Source organism: Oceanisphaera submarina (assembly GCF_046521305.1).
Lineage (GTDB): Bacteria > Pseudomonadota > Gammaproteobacteria > Enterobacterales > Aeromonadaceae > Oceanimonas > Oceanimonas submarina.
Genome location: NZ_JBKGFN010000004.1, coordinates 138,797 through 155,852, shown reverse-complemented (window position 1 = coordinate 155,852; position 17,056 = coordinate 138,797). Strand labels below are relative to the sequence as shown.

Sequence of the window (17,056 nt, the reverse complement as noted above, 5' to 3'; positions counted from 1 at the left end):
GCGAATAAAACTCAGGCTCGCATGAGCCACATGCATGCGAAGGGACCACGGCTTAGGTGTTGCCGGATACCAGAAACACCAAAGCCAGCCCTGGCGGCTGGCTTTTTGTGTCCTGCATCGGGCTCGTGGCCCCTGCTCCCGGCCTTTCACCCGCTTCGAGTGTGGCCTTTGTGGTGCTTACCGGTCCGGTATCCCGGTTTGCGACAGTCTCCGAGGATATCGGTCTGTCTGTTCCCAAAAGGTGACACCATCTTATCCCTTATGCCGGGGTGAGTGGTTGCGAATGAATTGCCAAATCCACTTCTTTAAGCAACAATTCACCCCTTATACTCCATATAGAGAGCAATCATTTCACCAGGTGAATATTTTGAGCAAACCACTGCAACTGGATCGTACCGATAGACGTATTCTGGAACTGATGCAGCGCCACGGCCGCATCAGCAATCTGGAGCTGGCCGAGCGCATCGGACTCTCGCCCTCGCCCTGCTCCCGCCGGGTCAAGGCGCTGGAGGAGGCCGGCCTTATCGCCGACCATGTCACCCTGCTCAACGCCGCCCGGCTGGGTCTGAGCCTGCTGGCCTATATTCATATCTCGCTGGACAGGCACACCCCGGAACGCTTCGAGATTTTCGATACGGCCATCAACGGTTTTTCCGAAGTGCTCGAATGCGACCTGATCACCGGCACCGAAGCCGACTATCAGCTAAAGGTAATAGTGCGCGACATGGAGCACTACCAGCAGTTTCTGCTGGGCAAACTGACCCGGCTGGACGGCGTAACCGGCGTGCGTTCCAGCTTCGTACTGCGACGCATCAAGCACGAAACCGCCCTGCCGCTGGATCATCTGGGGTAAGCCCGTCAGGGGTCAGGCGTGAGGCATGTTTTTGGAGAACCACACCATGATGAGCTGCGAACAACACGACTATATCGAGATTGCCTGTCTGTACCGATATCCGGTCACACTCACGCTGGTTTCGGACGAGAAAATCAGCGGCATCGCCCTCGATACCGCCCGTAACGAAGAGAAGGCAGAGTGCATCAGAATACAGGCCGATGGTGTAGATTGTCTGGTGCCGCTGTCGTCCATTGCCCGCATGACGGCGGGTGTGGACAACCCACACTTCCGGGTAATTGACTTCGATTGAGTCGCTAAATGGCCAAGGCTGCATTTGTAAACATCGACTCCGAACTGGGTCACCCCTTGGGCGGCGGCAACGATTCTTCATTACACCGCTTTTGCTACCAGATTCTGCTTTCCGTGTTTCTTTATGATTCGACTGAATCTGTTACCTTTGCATCCGACGACAACAGTTGTCTTATCCCCTGCTCTTAAAATGAGCATACTGATTAGAACTCACCACAATAACCAATTCGCAAGGTAGCGATTAATGAAAAAAGCAATACTGGTAGCAGCTCTTTCCACTCTGGCCCTGTCAGCTTGTACTGTTCGTGTCGCGGATATGACGGTCGGCAGCACGAAGAACTACAACATCAATGCTGCAAAATTCGTGAAAGGTAAGCGGGTTACGGGTGAAGATACCTATCCGGTCATTCTGTTTCCTCTCGGCATTCCCAACGTCAAAACGGCAATGGACAGGGCAATCGAAACAAATAAATGTGCCGTTGGTCTGAGCGATGTTGTTGTAACACATCTGAACCACGCCTTTATCTTTGGTTCTATCGGTTTTAGGGTTGAAGGTGATCAGATCATCGACACCACCCAGCCGGGCTGTAATAGAGGCTGAAATAAAACCCGCCATTTGGCGGGTTTTATCAGGCTTCACCCTCTAAAGAACTCACAACAAGCCTAAATATCTGCAACGATAACCCCCCCTTCCTGTGCATGCTGTCTGCTCTCTTGCTGTTGCTCGCCCTCGCGGTATTTTTCTTGTTCAGACTGTGGCGAATCCATGGCATAGAAAGTAGCCGGCGCTGAAATGTTTTCCTGCACAAATCGGTCCCTTCGGTCTCATGTACTGATTAGATAAAGGAAGATCTTGATGAAAAAGTCCGCGTTATATGTGACCGTTTCCGTGCTGTGTGCCGGCCTGCCTCTCGGAGTCAATGCCGCTGCCGCCCCCGATCAGATTGTCACGGCGCTGGAGAACAAGTTCGGCGTCTACCCGGGCGAGCGCCGTAATCATACCAAGGGCATTTGCTTTACCGGGGAGTTTCAGGCTACAGCCGAGGCCTCGGCCCTGAGCCGCAGTCCCCTGCTCCAGGGGGCAGCCATCCCCGTGATTGGTCGTTTTTCCCAGGCGGGTGGTAACCTGCATGCACCGGACAACAAACCCAATGCCCACGGCATGGCATTGCGTTTTACCCTGCCCGATGGCCAGCTGCATCAGATGGCCATGCTCGATCTCCCCTTTTTCGATGTGGCAACACCCGAAGGTTTCCTGCAAAAGCAGCTAGCCACCGGCAAGCCGGACCCCGCCAAGATACAGGCGTTTGAACAGGCCTTTCCCGAAACCCAGCGACTCAAACAGGCGCTGGCAGGCCAGTCCCGCATCCCTGCCGGCTATCACCGGCTGAGCTACAACAGCATCAACACCTTTATTCTGGAAACTGCCGACGGCAAGAGCACGCCGGTGCGTTGGGCCTTTATACCCACAGAAGACAAGCCGGCCTATCTGAACGCCGAGCAGGCCGAATCGCTCGGCACCGACTATCTGCTGAGCAGGTTGCAGACAGATCTCGACTCCGGTGATATTCGCTGGCGTATGGAACTCACCCTCGCCAACGAGGATGATCAACTGACCGATCCCAGCCAGCCCTGGAGCGGCCCTCATCAGGTGATCACTGCCGGCACCCTGCAGTTGCAAGCTGTGGACACCGCTGCCGATGCCGACTGCCGCTCAATCAACTTCGACCCGTTGCGACTGTCGGACGGGGTCAAGCCCTCAGACGATCCCATACTGCAGGCCCGATCTCCCGCCTATGCGATCTCCTTTGGCAAACGCAGTCAGGAAGCCAATCGGCAGGACTGACCTTTCATCATGCCGGATTCGCGGTGCGGATCCGGCCACCAGACATCAGGTTCCTCCTTATTCGGCCACATCCAGCGACAGGAACAAGCGCCGATAACCGGTGGGAACCGGCGGCGAACGGTGCCAGAGGCCGCGCCCTTCGTTGTCTTGCCAGCCATCCCCTTTCAGCAAAGCCACCTCGCCCGCCACCAGCTGTTGCCACTGCTCCGGCTCCCGCCCTCCCTCGTCCAGCAGTTGATGACGCTGTGCCGGATTAAGCCAGTGAGTACCCGGCCCGGTATAGGTGGTTACCAGCCGACAAGGCACCCGGTCCACATGAAAGCGCGGACACATGGCGGTTTGCAGGCCGGCCAGCCTGATGCCTACCCGCTTCAGATCAAACAGGCAGGCGAACATCTCGGCCAGTTGTTGCACATCGGCCACAAAATCATCTCGACCGGGAAAGTCCGGCAAACGGGCAGACAGGGTGGCCGTTACCGCCTCGGTCGGCAGCACCTCACGCAGGTTGAGGGGATAATCTTGCCGTTCCAGGCCGGTGATGTAGTCCAACACGGCGGCGGGCAGCAATCGTCGCCAAACCGCCAGCTGGCAGTCCGGCTCATAGATACGGGTAAGAATGGCGGGGGAGCCATTCTGTCGACTCACCTCGCTGAACGCGGAGGACAAGGTTTCTGTCATGATCATGAACGGATGAAACTCCTGAGATTGTGCTTCATTGGGAATTAATTGTTATGTTATAACAACAAGCAAAGCAGTAAATCAACTCAACGGAACCCATTGATGTCCAGCCACTCCCCCTTGCCTCGCCTGCCGGTGACCGTACTGTCCGGCTTTCTCGGTGCCGGAAAAACCACGGTACTCAATCACATACTCAACAACCGTCTGGGGCTGCGCGTCGCCGTTATCGTCAATGACATGAGCGAGGTCAATATCGACGCCGCCACCGTGCAGCAGCAGGTGGAATTGTGCCGGGGTGAAGAAAAACTGATCGAAATGAGTAATGGCTGTATCTGCTGCACCCTGCGCGAAGATCTGCTGCTGGAGGTGCGCCGTCTGGCCGATGCCGGCCGTTTCGATTACTTGCTGATTGAGTCCACCGGCATCTCGGAGCCGCTGCCGGTAGCCGAGACCTTCACCTTTGCCGATGCAGACGGCACCTGCCTGAACGAGGTGGCCCGGCTGGATACCATGGTGACGGTGGTGGATGCGGTGAACTTTCTGACCGACTTCAACGCCGCCCGGGATCTGCAGGACACAGGCGAGAGCCTGGGCGAAGAGGACGAACGCAGCGTCACCGATCTGCTGATAGAACAGGTGGAATTCTGCGATGTGCTGCTGATCGGCAAAACCGACCTGGTTAGCAACGAGCAACTGGCCGAACTGAGCGTTATTCTGGCACGGCTGAATCCGGGGGCCGACATCATCCCCATCCGTCAGGGCCGGGTAGACATAGAGCGAGTGCTGGGCACCGGCCGCTTCTGCTTTGAACGTGCCGCCCGCGCGCCCGGCTGGATGCAGACACTGCGCGGAGAGTCAGTACCCGAAAGCGAAGAATACGGCATCGGCAGTTTTGTCTACCGGGCGCGCACGCCCTTTCATCCCCAGCGCTTCCACGACTGGCTGCAACACCCGGAGCAGGCCGGCAAGCTGCTGCGTTCCAAGGGCTTTTTCTGGCTGGCCAGTCGTCCGGACTTTGCCGGCCAGTGGAATCAGGCCGGCGGCATCGCCTATCACGGCGGAGCCGGCCTGTTCTGGCAGGCCATTGCCCCCGAAGACTGGCCGAACGACGAAGAAAGTCGCGCTCATATCTCGTCCTGCTGGCAGGAGCCCTATGGCGACATGCGTCAGGAGCTGGTGTTTATCGGCCAGGGCCTGAACGAAACGGCATTGCGCCGCCAGCTGGACGCCTGTCTGCTCACCGAACGGGAAATGAACCTGGGCCCGGCTGGCTGGCAGCAACTGCCCGATCCCTTCCCCGTCTGGGAATAAAGACGTACCAGAGTAAGCTTTATCCTGCTGCAGGCCTTTGCCTCCGACATCCTCGGGGGCTTTCTTCTTCCATACGGCTGGGACACAATAGCCGACACTTGTCAGGACACCGAACATACCCGTATGAAAACCAACCTGATCACCCGTGCCGGCTGGCACAAGCTGGACGAAGAACTCAAACAGCTGTGGAAGGTAGAGCGCCCCGCCGTCACCCAGGCGGTGTCGGAAGCCGCCGCCCTCGGCGACCGCAGCGAGAACGCCGAATACATCTACGGCAAGAAACGGCTGCGTGAAATAGACCGCCGGGTGCGCTTCTTGATGAAGCGGCTGGAAGCGCTGAAAATCGTCGATTACGACCCGCGTCAGGACGGCAAGGTGTTTTTCGGTGCCTGGGTGGAGCTGGAAAACGAAGACGGTGACATAGTGCGCTACCGCATCGTCGGCACCGACGAAATCGACACCAAAAACCACTACATCACCATCAACTCGCCCGTAGCCCGGGCACTGATCGGCAAGCAGGTAGACGACGAAATACAGGTACAGACGCCGTCCGGCCTGAAAGAGTGGTACATCAACAAAATCCAGTACACACCTTTTGAATAAGCCTCCACAATCCCCTTTTCTTTCTGTTATCGGCAGGGCGCATGCCGACGCCCTGCCCGGAGTCCGGAACCTATGACCAAGATCAATCACACCCTGGCCTTTGAGCTGGCCGTATCGCAACAGCAGGTGGATGCCGCCGTGCGGCTGCTGGACGAAGGCGCGACCGTGCCCTTTATTGCCCGCTACCGCAAGGAAGTGACCGGCGGTCTGGACGACACCCAGCTGCGTAACCTGCACAGCCGGCTCGGCTATCTGCGCGAGCTGGAAGACAGACGCGCGGTGATCCTCAACTCCATTTCCGAGCAGGGTAAGCTGAACGATGCGCTCAAGAAAGAGCTGCTGAGCGCCGACACCAAGACCCGGCTGGAAGATCTCTACCTGCCCTACAAGCCCAAGCGCCGCACCAAGGGCCAGATGGCCATAGAGGCCGGGCTGCAACCGCTGGCGGACACCCTGTTCGACGACCCGAACCAGGATCCCCAGCTGCTGGCCGCCGCTTTTATCAAGCCGGACGAGGGTGTCGCCGACGTGAAGGCCGCGCTGGACGGCGCCAAATACATATTGATGGAGCGCTTCGCCGAACAGGCGGACCTGCTGGATGCGGTGCGACGCCACCTGAACCAGCATGGCCAGCTGCAGGCCCGGGTAGTCGCAGGGCAGGAGCAGACCGGCGCCAAGTTCAAAGACTACTTCGAACATCAGGAGCCGATAAACAAGGTGCCCTCGCACCGTTTGCTGGCCATGCTGCGCGGCCGCAACGAAGGCGTACTGTCGTTGAGCCTGGTGGTGGAAACCCAAGCCGACAGCCACCCGTGCGAGGCCATTATCGCCCGCCATGTGGGCTGGCAGCATAAAGGTCGCGCCGCCGACCCATGGCTGGCCGGCGTGGTGAGCTGGACCTGGCGGGTCAAGCTGTCGCTGCAGATGGAAACCGAACTGCTGGGCCAGTCCCGCGAGCTGGCCGAGGCCGAGGCGATCAAGGTGTTCGCCCTCAACCTGCAGGACCTGCTGATGGCCGCCCCCGCCGGCGCCCGCGTCACCATGGGCCTGGATCCGGGCATTCGCACCGGGGTCAAGGTGGTGGTGGTAGACGGCACCGGCAAGCTGCTGGCCCAGGACACCGTCTATCCGTTTGAACCCTTCAAGAAGGTGGAGCAGAGCCTGCGCACCCTGGATGAGTTGTGCCGTCGGCACAATGTCAGCCTGGTGAGCATCGGCAACGGTACCGCCTCGCGCGAAACCGAGCGCCTGGTAGAAACCCTGATGAAGCAGAGCCCGGAACTGAAGCTGCAGAAGGTGGTGGTAAGCGAGGCCGGCGCTTCTGTCTATTCCGCCTCCGAGCTGGCCGCCAGCGAGTTTCCGGATCTGGACGTGTCGTTGCGCGGCGCCGTCAGCATAGCGCGCCGGTTGCAGGATCCCCTGGCCGAGCTGGTGAAAATCGATCCCAAGAGCATAGGGGTGGGCCAGTATCAGCACGATGTATCCCAGGGCCAGCTGGCCCGCAACCTGGATGCGGTAGTGGAAGACTGTGTGAACGCCGTGGGCGTGGACGTCAACATGGCCTCGGCCCCGCTGCTGACCCGGGTCTCCGGCCTCACCCCGACCCTGGCGCAGAATATCGTCGCCTACCGTGACGAGCTGGGCGTGTTCACCGAACGCAAGCAGCTGCTCAAGGTGCCGCGTCTGGGGCCCAAGGCCTTCGAACAATGCGCCGGCTTCCTGCGCATCCGCGACGGCAAGAACCCGCTCGATGCCTCTTCGGTCCACCCGGAGGCCTATCCGGTGGTAAGGCGTATTCAGGAGCGCCTGCAGCAGCCGGTGCAATCGCTTATCGGCAACAGCAGCCTGCTGCAAACCCTGAACCCGCAGGACTACACAGACGCGGATTTCGGCCTGCCCACTGTGCAGGACATCCTGAAAGAGCTGGACAAGCCGGGCCGGGATCCGCGCCCCGAATTCAAGGCCGCCCGCTTCATGGAGGGAGTAGAAAAGCCCTCGGATCTGATCCCGGACATGGTGCTGGAAGGGGTGGTCACCAACGTCACCAACTTCGGCGCCTTCGTGGATATCGGCGTACATCAGGACGGGCTGGTGCATATCTCCGCCCTGACCGACCGTTTCATCAAGGATCCGCGCGAAGTGGTGAAGGCTGGCGATATCGTCCGGGTGAAGGTGATGGAGGTGGATCTGCAGCGCAAACGCATCGCCCTCACCATGCGGCTGGAGCAGAGCGCCGCCGATCATGGCAGCGGTAATCAGGGCAGCCAGCGGCGGGAAGAGCGCAATCAGGCAGGTAATCGTGCTGCCGGTAACGGCGGCAGGGGCCAGAGCAAGCATAGCCCCGCCCGCAAGGAACAAGCGGCCCCGCAAGGCGCCATGGGCGCGGCCCTGGCAGCCGCTTTGCAGAAGAAAAAGTAAGATCGACGTGGTTTGCAGGCCCGGGGCAACCTGGGCCAATTAACGCAATAGCACGGCGTAAAATCGGCCAAAGGGCCCGCCCCGCCAACTCGCCGTGAATCCTCAGCCGCGCCCTCCATGGCATGTCACGGTCGGCAGAGCAGATCCCTTCGGCCTCTTGCAGCGTTACGGCTTGATTACAGCCATCAAACATAACTCGCATAAAATCATCAACTTAAGATATACTGCATTGGGAATTATCGTTAAGCTAAATTGATCAGCACGCTGACTTATCTCTTAATAAAATAAGCTTACATTATTAATGATTAATTTAGCAGGTGGTTAAAAATAAAAACTATAATGCAGGGGTATCCATGAAAATATTCGAAATTGAAATTGATAATGTATTAGGTGGTGTAGTAGCTTTTGGCTCTACGTCATATGATTATGCATTTGAAACTTTAATCCCTTTGATAAACAAAACAGAATTTCAGAGGAAGCTACAAGATAAAAAGTTTTACATGAAATTAGAGCGTGATATAGAAAATGGTTGTGTAATGCCACCAATAACCGTAGCATTCATAACTGACGAAATAGAAAAGCAATCAACGATTCAAGAAACCAATGATTTCATTAGCCAAAACATTAGAAGCTCTTTTATTCTTGACGGGATACAAAGACTCAATACTTTATTCAGACTGGAAAAATCAGAAAAACTAAACAAAAAAAAGAAACTGTATATTAACTTTATATTCTGTGACTCCACAGAGAAATTATTATATAGAATGATCACTCTTAATAACGGCCAGCGGCCAATGACTCCAAGGCATCAAGTTGAAGCGATGATGAATAATGCTTTTGACTTTGAAAAAATAGGTGTCAATGTTCAAACAGAGAAAGATTCAAAAAAACTAGGTAAGGAATACTTTCGAAAGTCGGATATAATACAAGCGTACTTAGCGTTCATGGCAGAAAGCCCAATCGTTGACAATAAGAAAATAATAGAAGAAAAGATGGATGAGCTATTAGTTAACAAGATAATGTCTGTCGAGCCTATAAATTACAAATCAAAATTTGATAATGTTTTAAAGGCAATAGCTAAATTCCAAGTTGACGATGATTGTCTGAAATGGTTAAGAGTTACCAATAACCTTGTAGGATTCGCTGTTGGTTTAAAAAGCAACACTGACGACATACTAAGCCTGTCTATAGAAGAATTTAAAACTTCATTAAATGTTTTTGATTCAGCATTCTCGGAGTTTAACCCTTCAAAAATAAAAGTAGGTAAGTACAGACGCGAGTTATCCTGTGAATATTTTAGAAATTTCAAAGAATATAAAGGTATGGATGAAAATGAGCTATTAGACTGTTTCAGCGAGTTAACCAGTCATGATTAAAAGGTTCTCATTATTAGATCCTATATTCAACGAGAAATCACACCACTCTGAGTTAAATATAGAGAAGGTAAACAATCCGACCCTTAACATCTTTAGATTGTTATCTGGAACATGTAAAATTTATGATGAGTTTTATGAAAAAACATATCATCAAAAAACAAATTATTTCATCCTCCCATACAGCGAGCAAAAAACATACAAACAAGATAACATTAAAAATTTAATATCTGATGAAGTTAACATCTCTGATTACAGCCGTTATTTCGCCTTGGCCTCAGGCAGAAACAAAGACTTCTACGAACCTATAGAAACAGAAGTTCTCAACTGTCTTGTAGCTAGAAAAAAAGGGCACTATCTTGAATCATTCATATTTCTTTACAGAATTCTCGAAGGAATCAGTTATAGTATACCGTTAATATATACATCTAGATCTAGCAGTTTCACTAAATCATTTAAAGCATTGCAAAAATTCATTCCAAAAAACTCGAAAGATGGTGAGATAGCTTTTTTCAAAAAATTTTTAAGTGAAGCATTTAAAGATGAGGATTTTTACAAATCAAGCATTGATATAAAGCTAGATGAAATCCCCAACGAAGATCTTAGATCAGCCTACTTTAATATATATAAAGATAAAATAAAATCAGCATGCGACGAGTCCTGTATTACATCAGAAATTGAAGATGAAGAAATAAGCTTAACGTTCAAAGGTTTCTTTGAATTTTTAATAGAAATAAGAAACAGATACTTCCACTTCCTGCAAGGAACATGGCAGGAAAATATTGCAACAAATCAAATAGTACATCCCGATTTCTTTTTCAAACCTTTAATAGATCAAGGGATAAACTGGATTGCCACTATTTTTTTAGAAATAATGAAATTTGACTTTGAAAAGTAAAAAACTATTTAATTCATTCCATATCAGCTTAGTCATCCCCTCACATGAGCCGCGCAACGCTTGGGATTGAGGCCGGAGTTGCAAGAAATGACCAAACTATCGTTGCTACCGCACAACTTAGAAAATGGTCTCACCCCAGGTTCAATGCGGTATTCAGCGGATTTCGAGGTTAGTGCATATTTAAGTTATGCAGCTAACATGGCGCGATCTGCTCTTAAAATGGGGGGATCTCTAAGATCCAAGTTGCTACGACCTGTGCTTGGTGATCGGGTGAGTCGGCGGGGCAGCTCCCTTTTCCCGATGCGTTCTCCGCATTCAGGGTGCCAACCGTAACGCTGGTGGCAACTGCAACAAACACCAGACCAATAACCGCTCCGACGGCACGGCCTCCGGCATGTCCTTCACTCATGGCATATAGTGAAAGCACCTGTTTCGGCACAAGGACATTGCCATGGCTCCTGCAAGACAGAGCCGCCAGTGCCATCATGGGTGCCTTTATCGGCGAAGCGCTGGGCGCGGGCCCGCACTGGTATTACGACCTCGGCGCCCTGCGCCGGGATCACGGCCACTGGATAATCAATTACACCACCCTTGCCCGGTTGCTATCACCGGGGCCTGCAGGCCGGCGACGGCTCTCAGCCCGCTTTTATTCTCAAGCTGTTGCTGACGTCACTGGTTGGCTGCAACGGCTACGTCACATCGACTTCTGTCATCGGTTCGGCCAGGAATCATGGAGGTAGACGCTCCCAGAGCGTGCACCGGCATCGACGGTCAGTCCGTCGTGTACAGCTATGGTTGTTCAAGGGCCTACCGCCCCATTGCGTCTTAGCGGGCAAACTGCTCCAGCAGCCAGTCTTTCAGGGTCACGGCCGCCCGGCTGAGAGACTGACGTCTGGGATGTACCAGGTAGTAGCTTTTATTCAGGGGCAACCATAGCCCGAATGGTTCGATCAACTCCCCTCGCTCCAGTTCTTCCCGTACCAGCAGCTGGTTGCTCAGCACCACACCCTGCCCACGCTTGGCCGCATCTATCGCCAGCAGTGTCTGGTCGAAATACAAGGCGGGTATCCGCTTTCTCGCCTCGGGGCCTATGGTCGTGAACCGGCTCAGCCAGTCATTCCAGAAGGGATAGGGCGTAGCCACTATCAGGGTCACATTGCCGAGCTGGTCCGGGTGCCGCAGTGCGGTGGCATCCCGATATGAAGGAGCACAAAACAACCGCACCGCATCGTCGAAGACTTCCTGTACGTGGAGCGACGGATCCCGCCCGTCAAAATGACGAATCGCCAGATCAACCGCTTCCCGCTGAAAATCAACCGGATGATTGGAGGCATTGATATGGACCTCGATGTCGGGATGGCGGCGCATGAAGTCCCCCAGACGGGGACCCAGCCATTTGGCCGCCAGGGTTTGCGACAAGGATAACGACACCGCATCCGATGAACGCTCCCGGCAGGCCTCGCCGGCGGCACTGATCTGTTCCAGCGCCGGTGCGATACGGCTGAAATAGCTCATGCCTCGCTCGGTCACCTGCAACTGGCGCACCAGCCGCACAAACAGCGGAAATCCCAGCCATTGTTCCAGCTTCTGCACCTGCTGCGAGACCGCGCCCGGGGTGAGGTGTAACTCCTTGGCGGCCAGCTTGAAGCTGGCATGACGAACCGAGGCTTCAAAGGCCACCAGAGCCCGCAATGGCGGCATGGGTTTATGCATTCATTCTCTCCCGTCAAGCCGCTTCAGAAAACACGCTTCCGAACACACACGGTGTCACCACGCTGGATACATGATACCCCCGTATGAAATAGATAATCTATTTTATGTGGCAGGTTAAATCGTTTGTCGTGGCAGCGTAAATCGCCACAATACAGCGATGTCACACCGGAATGAAAAGATGGAGATACGACATGAAATATCTTCCTGTTACGGCTTTTCTGGCTCTGGGGATGATCTGGGGCAGCAACTTTGTTTATATGAAACTGGCGGCCGAGCTGATCTCGCCCGCTCAAATCGTGCTGCTGAGGGTGGCGTCCGGCTTTTTGCCCCTCGCTATATATGCCTACTTCAAGGGAGCATTGAAACTCGCCCACCTGAGACATAGCGGGCACTTTTTCGTTATGTCTCTGCTGGCGACCCTGGTCTATTACTATGGTTTTGCCAAGGGTACCTCCCTGCTGCCCTCCGGCGTGGCCGGCGCCCTCAGCGGCACCATCCCCATTTTTTCCCTGCTGATGGCCATACTTCTGCTTGTCGACGAACAGGTTTCCATCAAACGGGTGCTGGGCCTGCTGGTGGGGTTTTCCGGGGTGATCCTGATTGCCCGCCCCTTCTCGGGTGACGTGGCCGACACCAATATAGAAGGAGTCGTCTATATGATCCTGGGGTCGTTAAGCGTTGGCGCTTCTTTCATCTATGCCAAAAAATTCATCATGCCGTTAAACATATCCAGTGCGGCGCTCACCACCTACCAGCTCGGATTAAGCCTGATGCTTCTGTCCATCTTCACCGACTACCAGGGCATTGCACACATCACCCATGATCTGCATGCGGCGACCGGCGTCATCCTGGGACTGGGCCTGCTGGGTACGGGTCTGGCCTATCTCATCTACTACTACCTGATAGGGAAGTGGGGCGCCGTCTCCACGTCTTCGGTGACCTATATCCCCCCCGTGGTTGCCCTCCTGATCGGCTCGATGCTGATGGATGAAAATATCGGTGCCATCGAATATGCAGCGACCGGGCTGATATTTATCGCCGTCATGTTGATCAATCAAAAGACTCACAAAACAGCAGCCCACCCCATACACAGCAAAAAACTCACACCGGAGGAACAATAATGTCCCGACTCTTTTCAACCTTAACCATAAAAGACGTGACCTTCAGAAACCGCATCGGAGTTTCTGCCATGTGCCAATACAGCTCTGTCGAAGGTGTCGCGACCGACTGGCACCTGGTCCACCTGGGCTCCCGGGCCGTGGGCGGTGCGGGCCTGATCATGTCGGAGGCCACCGCCGTCACCCCCGAGGGACGTATCACTCCGGGCTGTGCCGGCATCTGGAACGATGAGCAAGTGGAAGCACTGATCCCCATCACCCGTTTTATCGAGCAACAAGGCGCCGTACCCGGCATCCAGATAGCCCATGCAGGCCGCAAGGGCAGCGCCGCGCGCCCCTGGGAAGGTGGACATCACCTGAGCAACGAAGAAGGTGGTTACGACATCATGGCTCCGGGCAGTGAGCCGTTCGACAGCGACGGCATCCGCCTCTGGAAAACACCGCGCATGATGACCCACGCCGACATAAAGCAGACCCAGGCCGACTTCGTCGCCGCCGCTCGGCGTTCTTTGCGGGCAGGCTACAAACTGCTGGAGATCCATGCGGCCCATGGTTATTTGCTGCACAGCTTCTTTACGCCGCTGGCCAATAACCGCCAGGATGAATATGGGGGCAGCCTTGAAAACAGGGCCCGGATGCTGCTGGAAACCACGAAGAAGATCAGGGATGTCTGGCCGGAACATCTGCCACTGGCGGTCCGGCTTTCCGCCGCCGACTGGGATGACCAGGGGTTAACCGTTCAGGACAACATTCAAATGGCGAAATGGCTCAAGGAACTGGGTGTCGATATTGTCGACTGCAGTGCGGGCGGCGCCAGCCCTGCTTCACGCAGTTCATTGGGCAGCCGCAACGCCGACCAGATAGAGCTGGCCGCCGGCATCCGGGAGGGGGCAGCCGTCAAGACCATGGCGGTCGGCGCCGTGACCGAAGCGGAGCAGGCGGAAAGCATCATCGCCTCTGGTCAGGCCGATCTGGTGCTGCTCGGCCGTGAGATGCTGCGCGATCCTTACTGGCCCTTCCATGCGGCCCGGACCCTGGGCGTGGACACCAAAACCATTATGCCGGTACAAAATGCGTTTTTTGTCGGTTGAGAATAGCTGAATACATAAAAAAAGGGCCGGTTGCCCCATCCGGCCCATTTACTCGCGGTGATAAGACAGGTATCGAATTGACATGGCGCTGTACCTGTCAGCAATATCACCCCGAGTGTTCAACCTATTTCATTACAAGGAATTACCATGCCAGACCTGAAGATCGTCGCCTTCGACAGCGAAAACCAGCCACATATCCGTGCCATTCGCGACGCCGTCTTTATCGAGGAGCAGAACATAAATCCCGCACTGGAATTCGATGGTCTGGACGGTTTGGCACTACATGCGCTGGTCGTGGTGAACGGAGTGCATGTGGGCACAGGCCGCATGCTGGACGATGGTCATATCGGTCGCATCGCGATTTTGCGCGATCATCGTGGCCGGGGTCTGGGTGCCGGGGTAGTACTGGCGCTGATTGAAGAGGCGGCACGCCTGGGTTATCCGCGGGTGTACCTGGGCGCGCAGACACACGCCATCGACTTCTATGCCAAGCTGGGCTTCACCCCCTTCGGCGAAACGTTCATGGATGCCGGTATTCCGCATCTGGCCATGGAAAAATCATTAGCCTGAACGGCCAGGGTGATGGATGAAGTGACATCGTTTTCGATGTCGTCTGTGCGATAATGGCGGCCTTTGCCATCACCGGATCTGCCATGCGCCTCGATAAATTCATCTGCAAGAGTACAGATCTGAGCCGAACCGAGGCCCGGCGCACCATCCAGGCCGGCGAGGTCCTCGTCAACGGTGAGGCGATAACCGATGAGGCGACCCAGGTGCATGAAAACAACTGCATTACCCTGGCAGGGCAGCGGCTCATTGCCCGCCCCTCCCGCTACCTCATGATGCACAAGCCGCCCGGCACCCTGTGCTCGAACGTGGACGGCGCCTATCCGTCGCTGTTTCATCGGTTGGATATCGACCGGGCCGATGATCTGCATATCGTCGGCCGCCTGGATGCGGACACCACCGGCCTGGTGCTACTCACCGACGACGGTCGCTGGTCGTTCAATATCATACGGCCGCAGCAACAATGTGAAAAAGTGTACCGGGTCGGCCTGCGCGACCCGCTGGCAGAAGAGGTGGCCGAGCGCTTTGCACAGGGCCTACTGTTGCAAGGTGAGAGCGCACCTACCCTGCCGGCCAGGCTTGAGCCGGTCGCCCCCAGAGAGGTGCTGCTCACCATCACCGAGGGCCGGTTTCATCAGGTCAAGCGCATGTTTGCCGCCGTCGGCAACCGGGTGGTCAAGCTGCACCGGGAGCAAATCGGGGGTGTTCGTCTGGATGTGCCATCGGGCCAGTGGCGTCACCTCTCGGCCGATGAGGTTTTCAGCTTTTGAACCAGGCTCAAGTCCAAGTCCCGCCGCCCCGGCAGAAGGATAAATCCATGCTGTTTCCCGTTATCATGGCCGGCGGCCATGGCTCCCGCCTGTGGCCGCTGTCGCGCCGGCAGCATCCCAAGCAGTTTCTGCCGCTGCTGGATGAATCCCTGTCGATGCTGCAGGACACCCTCATGCGGCTGGAGGGGCTGACATCGGCGCCGCCCCTGTTGATCTGCAACGAACAGCATCGTTTTCTGGCCGCCGAGCAGGTACGCCAGCTACCCGGTCTGCAGGCGCAGATTATGCTGGAGCCGGCAGGTCGCAACACGGCGCCGGCCATTGCCCTGGCCGCGCTTTATGCTTCCGCACACAGCGCCGGTCAACAAGCAGAAGACGCCATGCTGCTGGCGCTGCCTGCCGACCATGCCATTGACGATGTGACGGCCTTTCATGCCGCCGTGAACGCCGCTCTGCCCCTGGCTCGAATGGGCAAGCTGGTGACCTTCGGCATTCCACCTACCCGTGCGGAAACCGGTTATGGCTACCTGCGACGGGGGCCGGCCGTTGAGGGCACAAACGGCTTCGAGGTGGCGCAGTTTGTAGAAAAACCGGACCGGGCAAGAGCCGAGACCTATCTGGCGGCCGGCGGTTATGACTGGAACAGCGGCATCTTCCTGTTTCAGGCCAAACGCTACCTGCAGGAGCTGGCACGCTTTCAGCCCGAGGTGCTGGCCGCCTGCCGGGCGACGCTGGCCGGCAGCGAGCGGGATCTCGACTTCATCCGGCTCGACGCCGGGGCCTTTGCCTCCTGCCCCGATATTTCGGTCGACTATGGAGTGATGGAACACACCACCGCCGCCGCCATGGTACCGCTGGCGGCGGGCTGGAGTGACGTGGGCTCCTGGTCGGCGTTGGCGGAGCAGCAAGGGCAGGATGATCGGGGCAACACTCTACGCGGCGACGTGCTGACCGAGCAGGCCGAAAACTGTCTGATCCATGCCGAAAGTCGCCTGGTCGCCGCCCTGGGGGTCAGGGATCTGGTGATAGTCGAAACCAAAGACGCTGTGCTGGTCGCCCACAAGGATAAAGAGCAGGATATAAAGCGGCTGGTGGAACAACTCGAGGCTCAGGGCCGCAGAGAACACATCATCCACCGCGAATGCTATCGCCCCTGGGGCAAGTTCGATGCCATCGACAGCGGCCCCCGTTACCAGGTCAAACGGATTACCGTTAACCCCGGCGCCCGCCTGTCATTGCAGATGCATCATCACAGGGCCGAGCACTGGGTGGTGGTCAGCGGCACCGCCCGGGTGACTCTGGGCGAGCAGATCCGGCTGCTGACCGAAAATCAGTCGCTGTACATTCCACTGGGACAGCGACATGCGCTGGAAAATCCGGGCAAGATACCGCTGGAGCTGATAGAGGTGCAGTCCGGCACCTATCTGGGAGAAGACGACATAGTCCGCTTTGAAGACCACTACGGTAGGGGTTGAGTGAGAGTCAAGCAAAGGCGAGCAGTCGGCCAAAGGGCCCGCTCCGCCGTT

General features: G+C 55.7%; 16 protein-coding genes. 14 read left to right on the top strand and 2 right to left on the bottom strand.

Annotated features, from left to right (window positions below; genetic code table 11):
* Positions 1 to 367 precede the first annotated feature (367 nt).
* From ACLEIV_RS06055 to ACLEIV_RS06040, 4 genes are all read left to right on the top strand, one after another.
* Entirely contained in the window at positions 368 to 853 is a 486-nt protein-coding gene (locus ACLEIV_RS06055) for an Lrp/AsnC family transcriptional regulator (protein WP_410455764.1), read from the top strand.
* Between the two features lie 25 nt (positions 854 to 878).
* A complete protein-coding gene (locus ACLEIV_RS06050) occupies positions 879 to 1,145 on the top strand; it encodes a Rho-binding antiterminator (RefSeq protein WP_410455763.1) in 267 nt (88 codons plus the stop codon).
* Positions 1,146 to 1,388: 243 nt separating this feature from the next.
* Complete coding sequence (locus tag ACLEIV_RS06045; RefSeq protein WP_410455762.1) at positions 1,389 to 1,745, top strand: hypothetical protein; 357 nt, start codon at positions 1,389 to 1,391, stop codon at positions 1,743 to 1,745.
* Positions 1,746 to 2,000: 255 nt separating this feature from the next.
* Positions 2,001 to 2,990, top strand: a complete 990-nt coding sequence (locus tag ACLEIV_RS06040; RefSeq protein ID WP_410455761.1) for a catalase family peroxidase — start codon at positions 2,001 to 2,003, stop codon at positions 2,988 to 2,990.
* 57 nt (positions 2,991 to 3,047) lie between these two features.
* Here ACLEIV_RS06040 and ACLEIV_RS06035 read toward each other — a convergent pair whose 3' ends face one another.
* Positions 3,048 to 3,674, bottom strand: coding sequence for a DUF1826 domain-containing protein (locus tag ACLEIV_RS06035; RefSeq protein WP_410455760.1), 627 nt, complete (start codon positions 3,672 to 3,674; stop codon positions 3,048 to 3,050).
* A 96-nt stretch (positions 3,675 to 3,770) separates the two neighbouring features.
* Between ACLEIV_RS06035 and zigA the strand changes: the two genes are divergently transcribed.
* The 5 genes from zigA to ACLEIV_RS06010 all read left to right on the top strand — a co-directional run bounded on the left by zigA (position 3,771) and on the right by ACLEIV_RS06010 (position 10,271).
* Positions 3,771 to 4,979 carry a zinc metallochaperone GTPase ZigA gene (gene zigA, locus ACLEIV_RS06030; RefSeq protein ID WP_410455759.1) on the top strand — a complete coding sequence of 403 codons (1,209 nt, stop codon included), beginning with the start codon at positions 3,771 to 3,773 and terminating at the stop codon, positions 4,977 to 4,979.
* Positions 4,980 to 5,102: 123 nt separating this feature from the next.
* Positions 5,103 to 5,582 carry a transcription elongation factor GreB gene (gene greB / locus ACLEIV_RS06025; RefSeq protein ID WP_410455758.1) on the top strand — a complete coding sequence of 160 codons (480 nt, stop codon included), beginning with the start codon at positions 5,103 to 5,105 and terminating at the stop codon, positions 5,580 to 5,582.
* Between the two features lie 72 nt (positions 5,583 to 5,654).
* Complete coding sequence (locus tag ACLEIV_RS06020; protein ID WP_410455757.1) at positions 5,655 to 8,000, top strand: Tex family protein; 2,346 nt, start codon at positions 5,655 to 5,657, stop codon at positions 7,998 to 8,000.
* Between the two features lie 353 nt (positions 8,001 to 8,353).
* The gene (locus ACLEIV_RS06015) at positions 8,354 to 9,376 is read left to right on the top strand and encodes a hypothetical protein (protein ID WP_410455756.1); all 1,023 of its coding nucleotides are present in this window, start codon (positions 8,354 to 8,356) and stop codon (positions 9,374 to 9,376) included.
* On the top strand, positions 9,369 to 10,271 hold the full coding sequence (locus ACLEIV_RS06010; protein WP_410455755.1) for a hypothetical protein: 903 nt from the start codon (positions 9,369 to 9,371) through the stop codon (positions 10,269 to 10,271). The genes ACLEIV_RS06015 and ACLEIV_RS06010 overlap by 8 nt, the downstream gene beginning before the upstream one ends.
* A gap of 825 nt (positions 10,272 to 11,096) precedes the next feature.
* Here the strand turns inward: ACLEIV_RS06010 and ACLEIV_RS06005 are convergent.
* A complete protein-coding gene (locus ACLEIV_RS06005) occupies positions 11,097 to 11,984 on the bottom strand; it encodes a LysR substrate-binding domain-containing protein (protein ID WP_410455754.1) in 888 nt (295 codons plus the stop codon).
* 191 nt (positions 11,985 to 12,175) lie between these two features.
* Between ACLEIV_RS06005 and ACLEIV_RS06000 the strand changes: the two genes are divergently transcribed.
* The 5 genes from ACLEIV_RS06000 to ACLEIV_RS05980 all read left to right on the top strand — a co-directional run bounded on the left by ACLEIV_RS06000 (position 12,176) and on the right by ACLEIV_RS05980 (position 17,005).
* Positions 12,176 to 13,105 carry a DMT family transporter gene (locus tag ACLEIV_RS06000; protein WP_410455753.1) on the top strand — a complete coding sequence of 310 codons (930 nt, stop codon included), beginning with the start codon at positions 12,176 to 12,178 and terminating at the stop codon, positions 13,103 to 13,105.
* Entirely contained in the window at positions 13,105 to 14,193 is a 1,089-nt protein-coding gene (locus tag ACLEIV_RS05995; RefSeq protein ID WP_410455752.1) for an NADH:flavin oxidoreductase/NADH oxidase, read from the top strand. The genes ACLEIV_RS06000 and ACLEIV_RS05995 overlap by 1 nt, the downstream gene beginning before the upstream one ends.
* Positions 14,194 to 14,340: 147 nt before the next feature.
* Positions 14,341 to 14,763 (top strand): GNAT family N-acetyltransferase, encoded by a 423-nt coding sequence (locus tag ACLEIV_RS05990; protein ID WP_410455751.1) that lies wholly within the window; start codon positions 14,341 to 14,343, stop codon positions 14,761 to 14,763.
* A gap of 83 nt (positions 14,764 to 14,846) precedes the next feature.
* A complete protein-coding gene (locus tag ACLEIV_RS05985; RefSeq protein ID WP_410455750.1) occupies positions 14,847 to 15,530 on the top strand; it encodes a pseudouridine synthase in 684 nt (227 codons plus the stop codon).
* Positions 15,531 to 15,577: 47 nt separating this feature from the next.
* A complete protein-coding gene (locus ACLEIV_RS05980; protein ID WP_410455749.1) occupies positions 15,578 to 17,005 on the top strand; it encodes a mannose-1-phosphate guanylyltransferase/mannose-6-phosphate isomerase in 1,428 nt (475 codons plus the stop codon).
* Positions 17,006 to 17,056 lie beyond the last annotated feature (51 nt).